The sequence below is a fragment of the Psychrobacter sp. CAL346-MNA-CIBAN-0220 genome, from assembly GCF_040309805.1.
Classification (GTDB): domain Bacteria; phylum Pseudomonadota; class Gammaproteobacteria; order Pseudomonadales; family Moraxellaceae; genus Psychrobacter.
This window is the reverse complement of the sequence record NZ_JBEOPF010000002.1, coordinates 186,976-207,722: the sequence shown is the minus strand read 5'-3', so window position 1 is coordinate 207,722 and position 20,747 is coordinate 186,976. Positions and strand designations below refer to the sequence as shown.

Below are 20,747 nucleotides of genomic sequence, written 5' to 3'. Positions count from 1 at the left end.
TTCAACGAAATTTTAGCAGCCTATTTTCAATTTAATATTCGATAGCTGTCAAAGCCATCCTGAGAACCATTATCACAGGATTTGCCAAACCATTCACGTGCCTTGGCATAATCCTGACGCACGCCTTCGCCATTGTAGTACATCAATCCAAGACCAGATTGAGCCAAAGCATGCCCTTGGTTAGCGAATCGTTGGACTTGGTTAAAATCCACAGCTGTGGCTGATATAAAGAAATCATTGCTACTAGAAAAACTATTAACTTGTGTATGACTGAATTCTGCAGCAATGTCATGGCATGTCTTTACTTATTAATTTGGAGGATTATATTGGGAAGTTAATGCCGTATTAGCAGATATATTTTAGAGCTATCGGGGTGGTGACTTTTTTGGTGTAATTTTCATTTACCATAAACGCTCTTAGAGGAACATTAGCAGCTAATGTTGGGCTGATTGGGGCTTTCTCCCCAACCCCATCTTCACATTTGCCAGTAATAATCCTGACAAGATCAAAATCATCGCCAGCATCTTCCACCATGTCACCACTTCCCCTGTGAGCAGCACTGACGTTGCCATACCGAATATCGGCACCAGTAGCGCAAACGGCATAATCTTGGAGGCGGTATTTTGACTAAGCAGATGCGCCCACAGTCCAAAGCCAATGAGAGTTGAGGTGTATACGATAAACCCAAGCGCCAGCCAAGACTTGAGCGATGCCTCCGTAAACGTCGCCACCTGCCATGCGCCAGTCTCAAATATGAGAGAAGATAGGGTCAAAATCACACAGGCGATCAGACCGCCCCATACCACCAGTGCTAGGGAAGACAACGCGGATACCTTATTCTTCCCAGTGCTAGGCGAAACAAGTGACACACCAGATCCCTGCTGCCTAGCATTTATAGCGGCTTGCGTTGATGCCTGCTTTGATGCAATGTTGCCAAAGCTCCAGCCTATTGCTGCAATTAAAATGCAGACAAACCCAACCAAAGGCATATCACCGCCCAGGTTTAGCACGATCACGCCCAGGCCCAGTACGCCGACCAGCATACCGATGATCTGTATACGACTCACTGCCTCACCCAATATGACATACGCCAGCAATACGGTGATAAAAACCTGAAGTTGTAGCAATAGTGCCGTCAACCCTGCCGACGCACCCAAATGTATGGCGGTGAATACAAAAGCATACTGTATGACAAACGTACCGATGGCATAGATGAATAACGTACGGTTAAACTTGGGTGGCTTGAGAAAAAAAACCAGTGGCACGGCGGTAAAGAAAAAACGCAGGGCAGTGAGCATCAGCGGCGGAAAGCTTTCAAGCCCCCACGCAATAAAGGTAAAGTTCACACCCCAAATAAAGGTCACCAGTACAGCTAATGCGGTATGTAAAGGGGTCATATAGTTGGCCTAGAAAATCATGACTGGTTATTAGATTTATCAATTGGTTGAGTTATAGTCAATCTCATATAAAACTAATACGGTATTAGCCTCCCTCACAGCGCTCTTATGAGCCTTGTCCATAGTAGTTTATGTAGTCTGTTCGGGATTGACGGCTCTTAAGGAGTTCGACCTATCGGTTGTACCTATTGCGGTTACCAACCACGCGAATGGTCATCAATCCGATTCAGTTTCCTAGTTAAGACTTGAACCGCAAGCTACATGGTATTTATATCAAGAGTTTGGGTTATTTAGATTGTGGTATTGTACTTTACTGTGTACTTTTTAGGCAGTTCAGTTCGTGAGCTTTGCATTTTAGAGACGCAAATATGAATACTCAAAGCAGCCCTTTATAAAGGAAAAAACATCCCACAACGAATAACAACACCGCAAAACATTTTTTTAATAGTTGTGGTGATAACATATGAGCGACTTTCGCGCCTACCTTAGCGGTAAAAAAACTCATGCTACCAATACCTAAAAAGGCATAAACGTGTACAAAGCCAATCGTATTGGGAACATTTACTTCCTGCTGCATCCCAAAAACCATAAACCCTAAAGCGCCGGCAATGGCAATAGGCAGGCCACACGCCGCTGACGTTCCAACCGCTTTTTGCATGACCACACCATAACGAGTGAGATAAGGAACCGTTAAGCTGCCGCCGCCAATCCCGAAAATGGCAGAAGCGACACCAATAACGCCACCTGCCGCTAATTGTTTAGGTTTTGAAGGAAGTATTATCTTATCACTACCGGTATCATTAATATTGGTATCTACTTGCTTTTTGCCACCCATAAACATCTTATAAGCGACCCAAAGTAAAAACACACCAACAATTAGCTGAAGATAAAGACCAGATATCTGTCCTGCAATCCCTGCCCCTAAAAAACAGCCAACCGCTAAGCCTGGTGCCAGATTTTTAAAGACGGGCCACAGGACTGCGCCCTTTTTATTGTGTGCCATTAACGAGCTTATAGACGTGACGATAATGGTCGCCAGTGAAGTACCTAAAGCCAAATGCATGATATTATCAGGACTGTAACCCATTTGAGTAAAGACGATAAATAACAGAGGTACGATAATCGTTCCACCGCCCACACCAAAGAGCCCCGCAGCAAATCCTGCTAGAGCACCTATTACTAAGAAAATGATTAATTCCACGGGATATTTACTTCACAATTTGATGAAAGTTTGAGGATGAATGGTTTAAGAATAAATAGTTTGATAGCAATTTGATAATAGTTAGACAATTAATACCGTTTCTGAAAATAAGGATAACGCGGCAGACGAGTGCAAGCACTACAACAAGTAGTCTCAACTCGTCTAACAAAGTTAGTTTATCTCTCAGAATTGGTATAACTTAAGCGATTTCTATTTGAGCCACTTGACCCACTCGAGAATAGGCGCGATTAAAATAAACCAAACTTTCATCCTGTTGACTGTGTTTGATGGCGACAACACGACACATAAAAATACTATGCGTGCCAACTTCCTGTATTTGCTCAATCTCACAATCAAAACTGACCAACGCATCTTCTAAAACAGGGGCACCTGTTGCTAATTCAGTCCAAGAACCGTGTTTAAACCGCTCCTCTGAACTCAATTTGGATGCAAATGCATTGGATATGGGTTCATGCTGTGCACCTAACACATTGACACTTAAAGTTTTATTTTCAATAAAATGGGCATGTGACCGAGCGCTCTGATTCATACAGACCAGCAAGGTTGGTGGTGTATCTGTGACGCTACAAACCGCCGATGCCGTAAAGCCATGCACACCTGATGTGCCTTTTGTGGTGACAACATTGACCGCAGTCGTTAACGAAGACATTGCATTTCTAAAATCAGTTGCTTCAATCCTATCTTTAATCATTGCTGCAATCCTGAGAAACGTTAAAAAATTGTGCTTCTAGAAAATTATAAATTTTCTCTTGCACTAGGATAAAGGTCTCCCAGACCTTTATTATTCCCTAGCTCATAGTTTCGCAAGGGAAATTCTTTACATAGAATTTCCTCAACGACTGGACTTCAATAAGCATCATTCAAATTAAAAACTCATCCTACAAAAGCTAAATTTTACGCCAGTATATTGAGAAGCGTAAATGTTAGGCAGTCAGTTCTTTACGAACGATTGCTGCGCCTGCACTTAAAGCCTCAAGCTTGCCTCGGGCAACTTGGCGAGACAAAGGTGCCATGCCACAGTTGGTCGAAGGATAGAGCTTATCCGCATCGACAAACTCAAGGGCTTTGCGTAGCGTATTGGCAACTTCTTCAGGGGTCTCAATATTATTGGTTGCCACGTCAATGGCACCGACCATCACTTTTTTACCGCGAATTAATTCAAGTAAATCCATTGGTACATGTGAGTTTTGACACTCTAACGAGATAATATCAATCTTAGACTGTTGCAGTTTCGGAAACGCTTGCTCATATTGGCGCCACTCTGAACCCAGGGTTTTTTTCCAATCGGTGTTGGCTTTGATGCCATAGCCGTAGCAAATATGTACCGCTGTTTCACATTTCAGACCTTCAAGTGCACGCTCTAAAGTGGCAATACCCCAGTCGTTGACGTCATCAAAGAACACATTAAAGGCTGGTTCATCGAATTGGATAATATCAACACCAGCGGCCTCTAATTCTCGCGCTTCTTGATTGAGTATGATGGCGAATTCCCAAGCCAATTTTTCACGGCTTTTATAATGACCATCATACAACGTATCAATCATCGTCATCGGACCGGGTAGCGCCCATTTGATTGGCTGATTGGTTTGCTGACGTAAAAACTTAGCATCTTCAACAAAAACAGGCTTTTGACGGCTCACAGCACCAACGACTGACGGCACACTCGCATCGTAGCGATCACGAATTTTTACGGTCTTTCGTTTCTCAAAATCTACACCATCAAGATGTTCAATGAAGGTAGTCACAAAATGCTGACGGGTCTGCTCGCCATCACTGACAATATCAATCCCTGCCTGCATTTGTTCCTGCAATGACACCCGTAAAGCATCTTGTTTGGCTTCAATCAGTTGCTCACCTTCTAATGCCCAAGGGGACCAAATTTTCTCAGGTTCTGCAAGCCAAGAAGGTTTTGGTAAGCTACCAGCGGTTGAGGTTGGTAATAACGTTGGTGTCAGTAATGGTGTCGGTAATAATGTTGTCATGTTGACTCATCTTCTATATTTTAATTTTTTATAGTTGGTACTAAATAAAGTAGACACATTGTGTCTTGACGCGCAACTGGGATAAATTTTTCTTGCTTGCTGTGTCTATGTTGACAGATGTTGCAAAACGTTTGTTAAAGTAGTATCCCAGGCTCACTATATCTTTTTTACATCGGAATGGCTGTATATGTCGGTCAGTTAGGCAGCGTGTTTTTTAACATCATAGCCTGCAGCCCATTCCTCAAGAATAGCTTGGTATGGCTTGATAAACTGTTCTTCAGTAAATTTACCTTGCGTCACCGCCATCTGGCTGCGCTCTTCACGGTCATAAACAATTTGAGTCAGTGAATAATCTTGGTACTTCAAACTGGGTTGGTATACTTGACCTGCTGTAGAGTTGGCATTGTAAATTTCAGGGCGGTATATTTTTTGGAAAGTTTCCATAGTACTGATCGCACTGATCAGCTCAAGATCGGTGTAATCACCTAGCAAGTCACCTGCAAAATAAAACGCTAAAGGCGCCGCACTATCGGCAGGCATAAAGTAGCGAACCGTTAAACCCATTTTATGAAAATAGTCATCGGTTAACGAATAGTCATCTTGTCTGTATTCAACCCCTAATACCGGATGCTGATTGGCAGTACGGTGATAGGTTTTACGGCTTGAAACACTGAGGCAAATCACAGGTTTTTTATTAAAGTTGGCTTTGTATGCCTCTGAGTTCAATAAGTATTGAAACAGTTTGCCATGTAAATCACCGAAATTCGCGGGGGTTGGTGATGCTGAGTTTTTATTATGATGTTCTGACAGTACGACGCTAAAGTCATAATCGCGCACATAAGACGAGAAGCTGTTGCCGATCATACCCTCAATACGGGTATTATCTTTATGGTCAACAATCGTTGTTTTTAATGTCTCGATGACAGGGAATGCATTGCCCTTGCCTTCAATATCCATGTCTACAGAAATGATATCAACGTCAACAGAATAACGATCTGCTGTCGGATTATCCCAATGTGCCAAAGCGTTAAAACGATTATTTATCATTCTTAACGTTTTGCTTAAGTTCTCTTCACGATGCTCGCCACGAGCCAAATTCGCAAAGTTGGTCGTCAGACGCGTGCTGTCTGCAGGATGATAGTTTTCATCAAAACGAATGCTCTTAATTGAACAGCTAAATTCTTTACTCATGGTGATTTGCTACCTTATTTATTCAAGATAAACCAAATTTCTGTATGAGATGAATCATACCCGAACCAATACATGAATGAAAACGATACAATTTAAACTAAAGATGAATATAATTCATGTATGTGAGTTTATGCTATAAAAGAGGAATGGATAGCGGAAGTTTTGACGACTCACTTAATGAGAAATTAAGCCTGTAAAATATTTTAAATTTATGAATGATAAATACTTAGGAGGTGGCTTGACACATACTTTAATGGAACAAGTCTATTAAGCCGATAAACACATCGAAAACAATTAAAATACTACCTAGTCACTACTCTGAAACGAATTTTTCGGGTCTAAAGTTATTTACCATAACGTCTATTATGGGAATGATTGGCATTTTTTATGGTGTGAATTAAAGATATTAATTAAATTTTTATCTGACTTTGAAACAAGTGTTTTTAGAATTTTTAAGTGTATACTCAATTTTAAACATATATTAATTTTAATAATGACGTGGTGCTTTATAGTTGAATTTATCAAACGTAACAAAAGGAGTTTGTTATGAGTTACCTAACAGCAAAATTTCTTGAAAAGAAATCGTTGTATTTAGCTGTTCTTCTTCCGACGCTTTTAGTTGGTTGCTCGACAATAAGAGGTATCCCCAAGGCTTTTAATCAGACTTCTTTTGCGACTGTAGTAGCGGTGGATCCTGTGTATCTTAAGCCTCTGGCAAAGGGAGAAAGCGCAATAGAGTGGGTAATTATGGATCCTCCACTAAGATCACCACTAATCACATATTTTGATAAAGAAGCTAAAAGCAATCTTACTAAAGATTGGGCTCAGATAGAAAATAAAGAAATACTAAAGTTACTGAGTAATACAAGGTCTGAAATTAGCGTAAGTAGGCTTGATTCAAGTGGGAAAATCTTTTTTCCAATTGCAGACGCAAATGTTGGAAAAGGCACTTATAAAGTTATTATGGATTACACACCATATATTGTAGAAGACGTAATAAACCCAATTACGAAAGCCAAGATTGGGGATGCCAGAGTAGGTATTGGCTTAAGGTTAACTGCAAATATCACTACAAATAAAGCTAACATTAACATAGGAAGCTTAATGTCTTTAGGTATCGCAGCAAAGCTGAATCAATTAAAAGGAACTATGCATGTCGATACAATCGGTATTAGGCTAAAGGATAATAGCGGAATGATATTGTTAAATACAGCAATTGATGAGACCAGTATTTTAAAAACGTTGGAAGCTATGGCTATTATACAATCGAAAATATCCGATGGAGATACACACCTTGACCCACAAGTTCTTTGGGTAAAACCTATGAACGCTAGTTTTAAACCTGATCAGGTTGCTCAGCAAATGACCAAGCCTACTGTGCCTGCTAAATAATCTTTTAAGTATATAGTTTTGATATTTGTGCCATAACTACGTGTCCAATACTTGCCTCCAAACCTATTAATATAAACAGGTTATACTTTTTCTTGTAAGGCGTGGCATTAATAAGTTGCTCGGTCATTCTAAATACCTCGCAGCACTATACATCAAGAAAGCTTGACAGATAAGGCTGCCATCACTAACACTAATGCAACCATTGTCGGCCAGCTGTGCACACCTAAAGATGTGCTGGCACAAAACCAAGGGATTGAAGAACTACGTATTGGGACTATCTTATTTTCACTTTAACGGGTGCTTACGCTTGGAATATTTCTCATCAAAACATTCTTAATGTATCAACCACCAAAAATGGTTTTTCTATAAAATGTATCAACCACCAAAAATGGTTTTTCTATAAAAAATACTTGTGACTTCTGCCTGAAAAGAAGAGAGTATCTTTGATAATGTCGTAAAGCGTGACTTTTTCATGAGGTTTTTCTGCTGGTAGTTTAGCCGTTAACCTCTACTTTCAAGTGTTCTTGTTTTTGATAATCTCTATCATCCTATTCAGCATTATCTAATAGCTTATTAAGTGCTTCTACCATGTCATCATCTATGATGCTGTCTTCTACATAGTCAACTATTTCATAGATGGTAGTCAGATCCATTTCCCGAATACCTACACTTGCTAACTGCTCATTAATGGACTCTAAGCTTTCATTATCTTCAGGGTCGCCTAACAAATTCTCTTCGAATCCATCACTTACAAACCAGTATATTTTTTCTAATAAAGACTCTTTTTTGGTTAAAGTAGAATAACCATCGCCATGGATGAACAAGTTAAACTGATAAGGCAGTTCTATATCATTGATGAAAAAATTACGCTTACATTCTAGGGTATAGGCTTGTGTGTCATTATCTTCAGAGCCCTCTTCTTCAAGCTCTTCTTTTACTAAGCCCCCTAATATCTCATAATCCCCTACTTTTAACTTATGATTATAGATGATACAGGAATCAGCGATTGCTTCGAAAACAACCGCACAAATATCTAAAGTATTAGCATCAATACCATAAAAACCTTTTAGGGCCGGTAAAAACTCTGTTAGCTTTTCTTCCGGTACTGGGGTTAGGAACTGTTGTTCGTATATCTTAATCATGTCTTCAGGAGAATAGGTATTGGCGGTATCCGTCTCATTTCTGCCGGTAGGCTTCAGGGATACAAGGTTAAATGGGTTATTATTGGTCATTCAGGACTGCCTTTTTATTTAAGTTAGATTTATTAGATGTTTGTTACTACAAAGCTATAGGAGCTTCTAAGCCCACTTTTATTTTTAAGTGTCTTTAGTGCGTCAAAATCTATGAAGTATATTATCTCTCATTCAGTAACTTTTAGATATATAAGTCCACTTTATGAAAATACTAAGTCAAAAAGTAAGTGTCGCTATGTGAACTTACAATCATACTTCTTAAAATATTAAGGTTAATACACTCAGAAATAAAATCAGTCGATTTTGCTCTCTATTCCCCCTAATTCATGCCTATTGTGTACACTGATGAGTAAATTAGAATTAACATTTTGCTAAGTTTTGGATGAATGAGTTCATGGTTGATATAAGTCTTGCAGAAAAGTTAGAGAAATTTACATCTAATTGGGTTCAAGCGACTAAAGAACCTTTTACAAATCATCCTATAGCTAACTTTTTGAGAAACGATCTAAAGGAAGAAATAGCCACTATTGTTAAAGATTTCGATGACACCTATCTAATAAAAGCCAGTGCTGGGGCTGGAAATTGGGCTAATGTTCCTTGGCTTTCAATACTCAACCCTAAGATAACAAAATCCACTCAGGATGGTATATATCCTGTTTATTTATTTAACGCCGATGGTTCAGGTTTCTATCTATCTTTAATGCAGGGAACGACAGAGCCTAAGAAAAGCTTCGGTAAAATTAAAGCTGACATTAGAACTGAGCTAATCAAAGAATACATACTTGCAAAATTTCCTGAGCTAAACATTTGGGGTGAAAAAGAGATAGACCTACATGCGAATACTTCATTAGGTAAATCGTACGAAACCGCAAATATAGTCGCCAAGTATTATGACCTAAATATGGAGCTAGATAGCCAGACTCTAAAACAGGATTTACTGGAACTATTATCTTATTACCGCAAAATGGAAGCGCTGGATATTGATATGGAATTACAGAAATTCGCTAAAACCGAACCACCAGAAAAAATCGAACGTCCTAAAAATACTGTAGAACCTGTCTCTCATGATTTAACCTGCTTATCCAAACCCTTCCTCCTACTAGCCGGTATTTCCGGTACGGGTAAAACTCGCTTTGTCCGTGAACAAGCCAAAGCCACAGGCAGTCTTAGCGATACCTATTGCCTAACCTCAGTTCGTCCAGACTGGCATGAGCCGAGTGACATATTGGGCTACATATCGCGGTTAAGTGTCAGTGGTGATGCTGAGTACGTCACTACGGAAGTGCTGCAATTTATCGCCAAAGCGTGGCGAGCGATTATTGATGCAAAGCTTAAGCTAGATGATAATAATACCGATACCAGACTAATAGTAACTGGTGAAAAAGGCCAATTAGATGAGGTTCTGCCCTATTGGCTATGTCTAGATGAGATGAATCTAGCGCCTGTTGAGCAGTATTTTGCAGACTATCTATCGGTATTAGAAACTCGTGAATGGCAGTGGCAAGGCGATGATTTTGATTATGGCTGTGACCCGCTGCTCAAATCAGCCACTATCCAGCAATTGGTTGGTGAGGCCAAGAGTAAGCTACGTAGTGATTTAGGTTTTGGCGAGTCAAAATATGATAGAGAATGGGATTTAGGTTTTGGCGAGTCAAAATATGATAGAGAATGGGATTTATTCTGTGAGCATGGGTTAAGTATTCCCTTTAACTTAATCGTTGCTGGCACGGTAAATATGGATGAAACCACTCATGGCTTCTCTCGTAAAGTTATCGATCGAGCATTGAGCTTCGATTTTGGTGAGTTTTTCCCCAATGACTTTGATCATTTCTTTACCCCAACGGCAAGGCCTAACACCTTAAGTTATCCTATCCACGCGCAAGCGGCTGTTGAATTTTTACCGGCGCTCGATAGCAGTGGTGAGAGAAGTATTGGTTTTTTAAAGTCTGTTAATGCCGTGCTTGATAATACTCCGTTTCAGCTGGCCTTCAGAGCCTTAAACGAGCTATTACTGGCGGTTATCAGCACTCAACCAGAAACTGATCGGCAGCTACACGCGGTCTGGGATGACTTCCTAATGTGTAAGGTACTGCCACGTATCGAAGGCGATCACGATAAGCTGACGGTTAATAATAGCGCTACCACTAACAGCAACGCGCAGTCATTACTCGATGAGCTGTCACTGGTATTAAAAACAGAACTTGCTGACATCTGGAACGAGCCGAAAAACTCCGCCGACGCCCGTCCTGACTTATACCGTGAAAAGATAGCGGAAGCCGATAATGAGCGCATATTGCGGATCGCTTGTCGTAGTAAAGCGAAACTAGCATGGATGCAAACGCGCTTACAGCGTTCAGGTTTTACTAGCTTCTGGCCTTAGCTTTTAGTGTTCGCCTTTAGTACCAGCTTTTAGAATCAGTTTTGGAATTAGCTTTTAAAGCTGATATCTAATCTAAGCTTTTGGAATTGATACGGCATAACTGATGGAGCTATCATGCCAGAACTGTTACGGATACAAACTACCCAATTTGAGCTGTCTATTTGGTGTAGTAATATTACCAAACGGCAAGTCACTTATCAGTCCACTTTAGATAAACGTCAAGCCATCAGCCCCCTTGCTCAAGATCAAAAGCCTAGCATTCGCTTTTCCCCACCGTTATCTATTGTCGATGCAGCTTTTATGGGTGAGCCGATTAATATAGACGATACGGTTAATCAGTCCAATCTAACTGGCCAGCTTCAAATAGACACCCCTATCTTTTTTGAAAACATTCAATATCAATTTGAATGGATTTTCTTTGAAAATGAGGGTATTCAAGAACACGGCTCTGATAATAAGGATAAAGTCGAAAAGGCTTATTTGACCCATCGTAGCTATCTGGTCAATGAAAGCTTTCGCTTTGTTAAGGCTCACCGCTCAATCCCTGCTCGCTTGACAGGCTCTATCAATACGGCCAACCATGTCGGCTGGCTGCGTCTGCCTCTTGAATATGTAAAAGACGGTCAAACCTATCAAAGTCATATTGCCTTTGAAGTCCTACCAACTAAAATGAGCCTACATGACGACTTGCCAGCGATGTATCAGGCGATTGATACTATATTTCCGCTATGGCGCTTTAGTCTAGTTGAAAAAACGGAACAGGATGTTGCTAAAAGTCAGCCGTTAAATTACTTTCCATTATTATGGCTCGCTAATTTTAGCCATCTGCGCGCCCAGCTTGAACAAGGCCTTAAAGTCATTAATCAAGCACCGCACAGTCGCTTACAATCCCATACCTCTTATAATAAAGCGGTGCGTTTAAAAGGTAAATTGCCCCAGCGATTGGGTACAAAAATCAAAGAAGACTTTACTAATGGCTTATACGATAAGCGCTACCAAGTCACGAAAAAACAGCTGAGTGTAGATACGCCAGAGAATCGTTTTATTAAAATGGTAGTGGCTACCTCTAAAAAGCGACTGGCGGATTTTGAAAGTAAACTTAGGCAAAGTAATGAAGCGCCAGATAGGCAACGGTTGTCTGATAACTTTTTAGATGAGATGCGCCTATGGCAGCAGCCTCTACAAAAAACGCTTAAACAGAGCTTTATGACCGACGTCGGTGCTTATAATGGCCGTAGCCGTGAGTCACTCGTGCTACAGCAAAAAGTAGGCTACAGTGCAGTATACCGAATTTGGCAAGAGTTAAAATTCTATCTAGATGTATTTGACAGTCAATCTAATATCTCTATGAAGTCGGTCGCTGAAATCTATGAGGTTTGGTGCTTTTTAACCTTAAGAAACATCTTGCTCGATGAGTTAGGCTTTACCGATATAACCTCAAAACAGCCGACCTTAGTGCTTAATGACTTCTTTGAATATCAGCTCAAAGACGGCTTTGCTGGCGCGTTTGAGTTTGAGCGTAATGATGGAGTCAAAGCCAAGTTAGCGCATGAGCCTGTCTTCACTAAAAGGGGCGCAGATATTCGCTCTTACTTAATCAGTCAAAAGCCCGATATCGTCTTAGAAATAACATTACCTGAACCCAGTAATAAACGCTTTATTTGGTTATTCGATGCGAAGTATCGTATTAAAACCAGTAGTAGTCGCTTTGATAACACTAACACTAACACTAACACTAACACTAACACTAACACTAACACTGATACTGATACTGACTCTACAGACTTTGTACCAGACGATGCCATCAACCAAATGCACCGTTATCGTGATGCCTTAATTCGGATTACTAAAGATAAAGCAGTTAAAGGAAATAAAGAGCAAAACACGGCTGACGAATATAAAAGCCGTCCGGTATTTGGTGCCTTTGCGCTATATCCTGGTCATTTTGATCAGATAAGTAATGACAACCCCTATCGCAAGGCGATCAATGAAGTCGCTATTGGTGCTTTTGCATTATTACCCAGTACCTTACAAACAGACCAGAGCAATAGTAATAATGGCCACTATTGGCTATCAAGCTTTTTACGCCAACAGATTGGTGACGGTATAAGTAATCAGCCTAAAACCACTGAGATGACGGACATTGAACTGACAGATAATGAGCTAAGTCGCAGCGAGGTAAACAGCAAAAAGGCAGCCTATCAAAATGATAAGCGCACTCAGCATACTTATGTTCTTGAAGAGCATTTGTACTTACAGGATGCTGCGCGTATACCTTACTCTGGTATGCAACAAGTGCTTTATCCAGATCTAACCATGACTATCGCTTTGGGAACACAAAAAGGACGCGACTCAGCCTACCTTAATAACTTTAAAAACGGCTTGGCTCAATGGTATCACCTGCCTCAAGATACTTTTTTGGGTAAATATAAACAGCATATCGTTAATGAAATTCGTTATCTTGCGCTAGCAATGACTTCTGATCAGGATTCTCATAGCAAGCAAATTACTATGATATGGCCAATTAAAAGCGTTATTCTTTCACCAAGGCATAAAATCAATAAAGAGCAAGCGGGTAAAGACTCAGACTCCGATATCTTCTATTATCTCTTTGAATTGGATAAACCCTTAACCTTAAAAGATACTATTTATAAAGTACCGCATCGTCCTTTAAAAAACTCAATGAAGCTCACCACCCTGAACCACTTGCAAGAAACGTCTGAATTTAATGCGCTTGGTCAAGTCTATGAAGATGCTTGGCTGTAACTACTTATTAGTTGCCTTACTAATGCAGTTATACAGAACGTTTATTGGTAGATAAGCAAATATTATCGGCTATCGCCAGCTGGCCAAGGCCTTGAAGGATAAAATCTGCGCACGCATATCATCATTTTTTCTATAGCGCGATGAGAACAGATAAAGTTGTCTATAATATTGGTGCGTTTTAATGGGTTTCTGCGGCGTTTGTAACTGCATTTCAGTGTATTTCTACGATACTACCTACATCTATACGCAGTAATTTTAATGATAGAAACCATCTTTTCAGCAAGCTCGTGTACAGCAGCACTGTCTACGTCACGCTGGGTAAAGGCTCTTAGTCCCATAACCTCAACCTGCAATCGCCGACCGAGACGGATATGACCTCGTTTACCGATAAAATTATAAAACAGATAAACACTATTTTTTTGAACTGACTATATGAGTAAAGATCAGTTAATAACGTTATCTAATGACGCCCAAAAGATGGTTTTAGAGAAGCTCAAGCTGTATACGTTAGAGGAGTTTGAAGTCGATATAGGCCATCTTACCGCCCTATTTTTATTAGATTTCATCATTGAAATCTTAGGCCACCATTTATACAGTCAAGTGATTGAAGATATAGAGCCTTGGTTATATGAGAAGTTCACGGTCCTCTTAGAAGATAGGCACAATTTTAAGAAAGACCAAACGCTTTAGGCAAGTTCTGTTATTCGATACTTAGCATATTTTAGTACAATCAAAATACCAAGGTCACACATAGGCCCCACTCTTCTTTATTACTTGCCGCTGTCAACTTAGAAGTAGTCATAAAAACATCAATATCTGCTTGCTTACAAATTGTCTTAACGATTGATAACCCCAATCCTGTTCCGTGTATTCCGTCAGTATTCATCGAAGCGCTGTCAGACCGCGATACATTGGCGGATTTCTCTAAAATTTCACTGGATTTTTTGGTAGTTTGACTGAGTCGTACAAATGGCTCAAACACACTCGCATAATCATTGGGATGAATGCCTGTGCCTGAATCCATTATTTGTAATATCAGTCTGTCAGTTGATTGTTTAGAAGATTTATTTAGTTTTCCAGAGCTAAGCACATGAGTACCAAAACTAGAGTGCCTATTTGAAACTGATGTTTCAGAATCATTTAAATGTTGCTGGAGGTGGAAGAGTTTGACTGCCACCTGACCATTATCTGGCGTATAAATAATGGCATTTTGGATAAGATTCTTGACCAGCAATAACAATGACGTCTCATCCATACTCACGCGATCTTCCGCCAACAATTCGACGGTCAACGCTATATTTTTATTATCGGCAATTGGCACTAACAGACCAATAACTTGTTCGATAATGGCTTTGACAGATACTGGCTCATGCTTGGCATTACTTGTAATGTTGATATTCCCAGCACGAGCCAGTGTTAAAAGCTGTTCGACCAATCGTTGATTGCGTGTAAGGCGGATGGCAAGCTTGGCTAAACCCTCAGTCATCACGGCATTATTATTAGGAATACGTTGTAATCGCTGTAGCTGTAATGAGATCGCCGTCAGTGGCGAGCGCAGCTCGTGCGCAGCGTCAGCAATAAAGCGTTGCTGCCGTTCAATGCTAATCTTTACCAGTGCTAGCAGGCGATTTAAAGATTCCGCTAATGGTAATAGCTCAGTAGGTAGATTGTTAATGGCCAAAGGGCTTAGATCAGTCTCTCGGCGCTGACTGATTTCTCTTTGCAGCTGACGCACAGGTTTCAGCATTCGCCACATAATAAAGGGTAGCAGCAACATCAAAAATGCCATACCGATAATTAAAGGAAAAAAGGACTGCAGCGCACTAGACGTGGCAAGGTCATCTTGAAACTCGGTACGCTGGCGTACTATGATGACTCTATCTACACTATTACTACGATAGACGCGCCATGCTTCATCGTCTATTGTCTTGGTGCTGATCCCTACTGGAATCAAAGGAAGCTGCTCTAAAGTAATGTCATCAAAATCTTCATTGCTTTGATGTTTGGACGCTTTATTACTATCATTATTACTATGGGATGAACTATAGGTTATGGGCGCTGGCGCCGCTGTATTGATGACATCGACGGTAATACTGCCATCATCTTCATCGGTATCAAAGTGGATATTGGTTTCAAGTAACGCCCTAGAATTAGATGCGCCAATATCAATCGTTTGTTCAAGTAAAGCGGACATACTCTTTAGGTTATCGTCTTGAAATTCATTAATTTCTTTATAACTGTACCAAAACCCATAGCCCCCTGCGACTACTGCTAATAGCAGCAACGCTAAAACTGACCAAAAGATCAGCTGAAACTGCATAGATTTAAAGAGCTGGCGAATAGATGGCATAGTATAAATCTTTGAAGAAGGTTTAAGCATAATAGAACATTAGAGATAATAGATATCTTTTTACGGCGCTTGCAGTGGGTTTATTGACTGATACTTGCTGTTATTGTTCACTGATATTGTTGCTAAGCTTATTGCTGATATACCAACCCAATCCTCGCACGTTTTTGATTCTATCCTGCCCCAGCTTTTTTCTTAGACTGTGAATCAAAAACTCTATCGCATTACTTTCAACCTCACCGCCCCAGCCATATAGTGAGTCTTCAAGCTCAGTTTTCGACATGACCTTTTCGGAAGATAGCATAAAAGTGGTGAGCAGCATATATTCTTTAGCGGTTAAATCGACAGGATTTGAATCCATCATGACGCGTTTTTGTGCCGTATCCAGCTGTAAATTACCAACCGTGAGCTGATTGTCTGCTTTGCCTTGAGCACGGCGAATGAGCACCCGCATCCGCGCAAATACTTCTCCAAGCTCAAAGGGTTTAACTACATAGTCATCTGCCCCTGAATCAAGTCCTGCAATACGGTCTTTGACATCATCACGAGCAGTAATAATCAGTACAGGCGTGTCGATTTTAGCATCACGAATAGCGGTCAATACGCCCATACCATCAATTTCGGGTAGGCCTAAATCTAATAAAATAATGTCATAAGACTGCGCTTTTAACGTTAGGATAGCTTGACGACCATCTTTTACCCAATCGACAGTATAAGCTTCATCTTGCAATGCCTCGCTAAGGCTCTCACCAATCATCAAATCGTCTTCGACTAGTAGCACGCGCATGAGTCATCCTTTATTGATATAGTTAAATCCATATAAGTCCGCTACAGGGTCAACCTTATTTAAGGTACTATCTGCGCGTGGTTTCTTGGCAACGACATTATCTAGATTCGCCTATAGTAACCTGTTTAAACTAAAAATCTCTAACTGATACTGTATTACTGCTTCACCTATTTATTCACTTGGATCTGCACCCGGCGGAAAGTCATGACGGAGCTGTGCAACATTATCAGCAGTGACCGTATCCGTAAAATCATTTAAATCACTATGCACATATTGGGTGACGGCAGCTATTTGCTGATCGTTCATCATGCTATGAAATGAGGGCATACCCCGCAGACCATTGACTACAACGCTAATGATATAATATTTTGATTGCATCTTACTGTTATCAGCCAATGGTGGGTAATAACCTGCGCCTTGCGCGCCTTTACCATCCTGCATATGACAGCCAGCACAAGAATCATCATAGAGCTTTTTACCATTAGTGGTAATAAAGCCGGTTTTACCTTGTAAGCTACCTTCAAATTTTTCTAGCCACTTTTGCAGGTTAACATCCTCTGCTATCGTTGGTAGCGAGCGGACATCGACGATATTGGTTTGTGGCGATTTAAGGTCTTCTTTAGTCATATAGACTGCGCCCCACGCCCCGTTATTGCGGCTGGCTTGATTATCAAATATCATTTGCGTGGCTTGTTGCTGGCTGGCAAGGGTAGCTGTTGTATGAGCGGTTTGGTCTTTTTTATACTGACTACAACCTGATAATGTAATTGTTCCTGCGACACTTAATATTACCGCCATAATAAGTGGGTTTGGTTTCATCATATCCATGATTACCTCTAAGTTCGTTATTATTCTTACTAATTACTGCCCCTACTTAATTTTTATTTCTGTCTACTAGCCAAGCTTTTTTGCTTTTTGATGTAAGCGCTGGGCGGCATCCATACCGGACAAAATCGCCCCCTCTTGCCACGCTGGAATATGCGAGCAATGCTCACCTGCTAGCACAATACGGTGATCAATCGCACATAATGTATCGTAATACTGATCGCGGCTTGATTCACTCCAAATACCATAGCAGCCCAGTGACCACGGAATTCGATACCACGCTACCGAAGTACCAGAGCGAAATTCTTTGGTATATTGCGGATGAATATATTTACCGTACTCTAGTGCCGCATTAATACGCTCTTTCGGATTTAAGGTATTAAATTTATAAGAGGCTTCTCCAAATCCATACGCGCCGAGCAGTACACCTGAGCCAGTGGAAAACAAATCTTGGGAGGGATACGAGATTTGAGAAATGGGCATATCGGTATAGCTGATACCGCCATAAATCCATTCGTCTTCCTCCCAAAACCGACGCTTAAACTCCAAGCCCACTTTATAAGAGCTATCATAAGGGACTGCCGCCATCGCTTGCTTCATTGGCGCTGACACGTTAATATCGATTTGGGTTAATACCGATAGGGGAATATTGCAGATACACCAATCCGCACGAATGGCTTTAGGTGCGCTATCTGGATTGTTACTATCGACATAGTCGACGGTGACGCCTTTCTCATCTTGATAAACTTTGGTGACTCTGGCATTGAACGTAATCATATCTCGACATGCGCGGGTGAATGCATCACCGATTTTGCCCATACCACCAACCGGCTGAAACATTGCGGGTTGATGATCATAGATCGTATAGTTGCTATAAATGTCTGACCACATGCCTGAATCTAGCAGTTTATTCATCGGTATTGGCGTCGAAGGCTTGGCCTCAGGCATCAGCCCGCCACCCGGATAGACACTATAGCCGCGATGCTTACTGGTTTCATGGCTCTTGACATAGCGATAATTATTATCAAGAACACCCCAGCCTTTTAAACCTTCTAATAGCTTTTCTTTGTCCTCTTTATTTACTGTGCTATCGAGGCTACCGACATTAACCGCTTTGGATAATAACTCTGAGACATAACCCCGTATGTCACTTTGAACTTCGCCCAGACGTTGCGGCGCACCATTAAAATGAGTGGTACGATGCAAATAGGCACGATCATTGGTCTGTGTAAAAGGCTGCAATGCCACACCAAATTTTTTACAATAATTGAATACAGCATAATGATGAACCGGCAGTCGCCATGGTCCGCCGTTAAAGTAGTTGCCTTTTTTGAAGTCGCAGGTTACCTCGCCACCACCAAGCTCAGTATATTTATCACCACCATTTAGCGTCCAACTGCGTCCACCACCACGATTCTGGAACTCAAGTACCGTTACTTTATAGCCTGCCTTACGTAACTCATAAGCAGCGGTAAGCCCGCCCAATCCTGCCCCAAGTATAACAATACTGGCACCAGCAGGCGCACCCGTCAGATTCATCTCTTTTTTAAAACTAGACTCGGAAGCAAATCCTAGAGTAGTCATCGCCTGATACATTGCCGTTGCCCCGGCGGTCTTACCAATCATAGAGAGCAGTTGCCTTCGTGTGGGCGATTGAAAGAGGTCGTTCATTATATATCCTTGTTATAGAGTATTCGTCCATGAGAGCAGGTAGTGGCTTATATTTAGTGGCTTATATTTAGTGACTGACGTTTAGTACTTTGCATTTACTGAATGACGTTTGGTGATTTACATTTTTATAGCTAGATTCAATACTCAGACCTACTTTAATATGCGTTTAACATCAGTGGCACTGACGTCACTACGACTATGACCACCGAAATTCACACGCACATAATTGGTGATACTGGCAATCTGCGCGTGACTTAACTCTTTAGAGAAGCCGGGCATCTTGGGCGCAGTATTTAAAGCGCCTTTAGCACCATAAGCAATAACGTTAATCAGTGCGTCAGGTTTATCACGGCGGATGCTACTCAGCCCTACGATAGAGGCGTAACGGGCATCAGGTTGCGCGTAGCCATCTACGCCATGACAGCTGCCGCAGGTGGAAAGATACAAAGATTTGGGCGAGTTACTGTTATCAGGATTGCTATTAGAAAGAACACTGGTTTTTGCCTGTGCTAAATAGTCTTTTTGCTCGAGTAAATTATAAGTAATCGAGCTACTCAACGGACGTGGTAGCCGTGAGACATCCACTGGTATCATCTTATCGTCCGTCTGAATAATGGGAACTACTTTTAAATAAGCCGCCATTGCACTCAAATCTTCGTCTGTTAGATAACGGGTACTGTGCGCGACGGCTTCAGCCATCGGCCCACCAGCATAGGCGCGCTTATCGAGCATTCCAGTACGCAGATAGGTAACGATATCTTGCTCGCTCCAGCGACCGATACCGCTTTCATTATCAGGAGTGATGTTTGGCGCATACCACTTACCCAAGGGCGCACCAGATAAGTACATGTCCTTATCCAATCCCTGAGTAAGGTTTCGCGGGGTGTGACACGTGCCGCAATGTTCTAAATTATTGACTAAATATTCACCGCGCTGCTGGGTTTGGGTAAGACCTGTGCGGTTTTCGGTAGAAGGGACGTTAATAACATTCCAAGCCAACATCAAAGTGCGAATGTTCAATGGAAAAGGCAGGTGAGTGGTCTTTTCAGGGGGTGCTTCTACTGGCGGTACGGTTTGAAAATAAGCAAATAAAGCGCTGATATCTTCATCGGTCATCCCATGATAGGACGGATAAGGCATTGCAGGATAAATCTGATGACCAGGTGCACGGCCTTTGCGCAATGTTTTCTGCAAATCGGCTTCAGTATAGTTGCCAATACCATAGCGCTCGGATGGAGTAATATTGGTTGAATAAATATTACCGATAGGTGTTTCAATCGGTACGCCGCCGCTATAGTCCTCACGATGACAGGCCATACAGTCAGCCGCACGAGCAATATAAGCACCGCGATTGGCTAAGTCACTATTGGCAGGGCTGACATTGGGCAAGCTTGTCGCGTTAGTCAGGCTAACGCCATCAGCCATCACAGCGCTAGAGACCATACCAATAACAAGTGCTGACAACATTATAGAAATTGGCTTCATAATATCCTCATGGGACTGGCGAACAACGTTGAACAACCTCTACTAAAATAAAACTATTTCATGGCGATTGCTTGCGTAATTTCTCATTATGCGCATTTCTTTACAAAAA

The 20,747-nt window shown here is 41.3% G+C and carries 17 protein-coding genes; 5 read left to right on the top strand and 12 right to left on the bottom strand.

Annotation, left to right across the window (positions count from 1 at the left end; translation table 11 throughout):
• Positions 1 to 26: 26 nt before the first annotated feature.
• From AAEY88_RS06955 to AAEY88_RS06930, 6 genes are all read right to left on the bottom strand, one after another.
• Positions 27 to 167: an SEL1-like repeat protein gene (locus AAEY88_RS06955; RefSeq protein WP_350560823.1), complete on the bottom strand. Its 141-nt coding sequence runs from the start codon at positions 165 to 167 to the stop codon at positions 27 to 29.
• Positions 168 to 434: 267 nt separating this feature from the next.
• Positions 435 to 1,397: an EamA family transporter gene (locus AAEY88_RS06950; RefSeq protein WP_350560821.1), complete on the bottom strand. Its 963-nt coding sequence runs from the start codon at positions 1,395 to 1,397 to the stop codon at positions 435 to 437.
• Positions 1,398 to 1,773: 376 nt separating this feature from the next.
• Entirely contained in the window at positions 1,774 to 2,598 is an 825-nt protein-coding gene (locus AAEY88_RS06945; protein ID WP_350560819.1) for a sulfite exporter TauE/SafE family protein, read from the bottom strand.
• A 199-nt stretch (positions 2,599 to 2,797) separates the two neighbouring features.
• Positions 2,798 to 3,310 carry a flavin reductase gene (locus AAEY88_RS06940; RefSeq protein WP_350560817.1) on the bottom strand — a complete coding sequence of 171 codons (513 nt, stop codon included), beginning with the start codon at positions 3,308 to 3,310 and terminating at the stop codon, positions 2,798 to 2,800.
• Positions 3,311 to 3,542: 232 nt separating this feature from the next.
• Complete coding sequence (locus AAEY88_RS06935; protein ID WP_350560815.1) at positions 3,543 to 4,601, bottom strand: methionine synthase; 1,059 nt, start codon at positions 4,599 to 4,601, stop codon at positions 3,543 to 3,545.
• A gap of 198 nt (positions 4,602 to 4,799) precedes the next feature.
• Positions 4,800 to 5,792, bottom strand: coding sequence for a DUF1852 domain-containing protein (locus AAEY88_RS06930; protein WP_350560813.1), 993 nt, complete (start codon positions 5,790 to 5,792; stop codon positions 4,800 to 4,802).
• Between the two features lie 546 nt (positions 5,793 to 6,338).
• Here AAEY88_RS06930 and AAEY88_RS06925 point away from each other — a divergent pair.
• Both AAEY88_RS06925 and AAEY88_RS06920 read left to right on the top strand, forming a co-directional pair.
• Entirely contained in the window at positions 6,339 to 7,184 is an 846-nt protein-coding gene (locus tag AAEY88_RS06925; RefSeq protein ID WP_350560811.1) for a hypothetical protein, read from the top strand.
• Positions 7,185 to 7,346: 162 nt separating this feature from the next.
• On the top strand, positions 7,347 to 7,478 hold the full coding sequence (locus tag AAEY88_RS06920; RefSeq protein WP_350560809.1) for a hypothetical protein: 132 nt from the start codon (positions 7,347 to 7,349) through the stop codon (positions 7,476 to 7,478).
• Between the two features lie 254 nt (positions 7,479 to 7,732).
• On the opposite strand, the gene AAEY88_RS06915 is transcribed toward AAEY88_RS06920, so the two are convergent.
• Complete coding sequence (locus AAEY88_RS06915; RefSeq protein WP_350560807.1) at positions 7,733 to 8,416, bottom strand: hypothetical protein; 684 nt, start codon at positions 8,414 to 8,416, stop codon at positions 7,733 to 7,735.
• A 343-nt stretch (positions 8,417 to 8,759) separates the two neighbouring features.
• Between AAEY88_RS06915 and AAEY88_RS06910 the strand changes: the two genes are divergently transcribed.
• From AAEY88_RS06910 to AAEY88_RS06900, 3 genes are all read left to right on the top strand, one after another.
• Positions 8,760 to 10,757 carry an MrcB family domain-containing protein gene (locus tag AAEY88_RS06910; protein WP_350560805.1) on the top strand — a complete coding sequence of 666 codons (1,998 nt, stop codon included), beginning with the start codon at positions 8,760 to 8,762 and terminating at the stop codon, positions 10,755 to 10,757.
• 114 nt (positions 10,758 to 10,871) lie between these two features.
• A complete protein-coding gene (locus AAEY88_RS06905; protein ID WP_350560803.1) occupies positions 10,872 to 13,523 on the top strand; it encodes a restriction endonuclease-like protein in 2,652 nt (883 codons plus the stop codon).
• Positions 13,524 to 13,955: 432 nt separating this feature from the next.
• Positions 13,956 to 14,213, top strand: a complete 258-nt coding sequence (locus tag AAEY88_RS06900; protein WP_350560801.1) for a DUF2164 family protein — start codon at positions 13,956 to 13,958, stop codon at positions 14,211 to 14,213.
• Positions 14,214 to 14,253: 40 nt separating this feature from the next.
• Here the strand turns inward: AAEY88_RS06900 and AAEY88_RS06895 are convergent, their stop codons facing one another.
• The 5 genes from AAEY88_RS06895 to AAEY88_RS06875 all read right to left on the bottom strand — a co-directional run bounded on the left by AAEY88_RS06895 (position 14,254) and on the right by AAEY88_RS06875 (position 20,638).
• Positions 14,254 to 15,873, bottom strand: a complete 1,620-nt coding sequence (locus AAEY88_RS06895) for an ATP-binding protein (RefSeq protein WP_350560799.1) — start codon at positions 15,871 to 15,873, stop codon at positions 14,254 to 14,256.
• A 100-nt stretch (positions 15,874 to 15,973) separates the two neighbouring features.
• On the bottom strand, positions 15,974 to 16,657 hold the full coding sequence (locus AAEY88_RS06890) for a response regulator (protein ID WP_350560797.1): 684 nt from the start codon (positions 16,655 to 16,657) through the stop codon (positions 15,974 to 15,976).
• A gap of 171 nt (positions 16,658 to 16,828) precedes the next feature.
• Positions 16,829 to 17,485 carry a c-type cytochrome gene (locus AAEY88_RS06885; protein ID WP_407074430.1) on the bottom strand — a complete coding sequence of 219 codons (657 nt, stop codon included), beginning with the start codon at positions 17,483 to 17,485 and terminating at the stop codon, positions 16,829 to 16,831.
• 66 nt (positions 17,486 to 17,551) lie between these two features.
• On the bottom strand, positions 17,552 to 19,153 hold the full coding sequence (locus tag AAEY88_RS06880) for a flavin monoamine oxidase family protein (RefSeq protein ID WP_350560793.1): 1,602 nt from the start codon (positions 19,151 to 19,153) through the stop codon (positions 17,552 to 17,554).
• A gap of 150 nt (positions 19,154 to 19,303) precedes the next feature.
• Complete coding sequence (locus AAEY88_RS06875) at positions 19,304 to 20,638, bottom strand: cytochrome c (protein WP_350560791.1); 1,335 nt, start codon at positions 20,636 to 20,638, stop codon at positions 19,304 to 19,306.
• Positions 20,639 to 20,747 lie beyond the last annotated feature (109 nt).

Coding starts and splice junctions, on each gene's coding strand:
- AAEY88_RS06915 (WP_350560807.1), bottom strand. CDS start 8,416: ATGACCAATAATAACCCATTTAACCTTGTATCCCTGAAGCCTACCGGC.
- AAEY88_RS06895 (WP_350560799.1), bottom strand. CDS start 15,873: ATGCCATCTATTCGCCAGCTCTTTAAATCTATGCAGTTTCAGCTGATC.
- AAEY88_RS06875 (WP_350560791.1), bottom strand. CDS start 20,638: ATGAAGCCAATTTCTATAATGTTGTCAGCACTTGTTATTGGTATGGTC.
- AAEY88_RS06925 (WP_350560811.1), top strand. CDS start 6,339: ATGAGTTACCTAACAGCAAAATTTCTTGAAAAGAAATCGTTGTATTTA.
- AAEY88_RS06900 (WP_350560801.1), top strand. CDS start 13,956: ATGAGTAAAGATCAGTTAATAACGTTATCTAATGACGCCCAAAAGATG.
- AAEY88_RS06885 (WP_407074430.1), bottom strand. CDS start 17,485: ATGGATATGATGAAACCAAACCCACTTATTATGGCGGTAATATTAAGT.
- AAEY88_RS06940 (WP_350560817.1), bottom strand. CDS start 3,310: ATGATTAAAGATAGGATTGAAGCAACTGATTTTAGAAATGCAATGTCT.
- AAEY88_RS06930 (WP_350560813.1), bottom strand. CDS start 5,792: ATGAGTAAAGAATTTAGCTGTTCAATTAAGAGCATTCGTTTTGATGAA.
- AAEY88_RS06880 (WP_350560793.1), bottom strand. CDS start 19,153: ATGAACGACCTCTTTCAATCGCCCACACGAAGGCAACTGCTCTCTATG.
- AAEY88_RS06950 (WP_350560821.1), bottom strand. CDS start 1,397: ATGACCCCTTTACATACCGCATTAGCTGTACTGGTGACCTTTATTTGG.
- AAEY88_RS06905 (WP_350560803.1), top strand. CDS start 10,872: ATGCCAGAACTGTTACGGATACAAACTACCCAATTTGAGCTGTCTATT.
- AAEY88_RS06935 (WP_350560815.1), bottom strand. CDS start 4,601: ATGACAACATTATTACCGACACCATTACTGACACCAACGTTATTACCA.
- AAEY88_RS06890 (WP_350560797.1), bottom strand. CDS start 16,657: ATGCGCGTGCTACTAGTCGAAGACGATTTGATGATTGGTGAGAGCCTT.
- AAEY88_RS06910 (WP_350560805.1), top strand. CDS start 8,760: ATGAATGAGTTCATGGTTGATATAAGTCTTGCAGAAAAGTTAGAGAAA.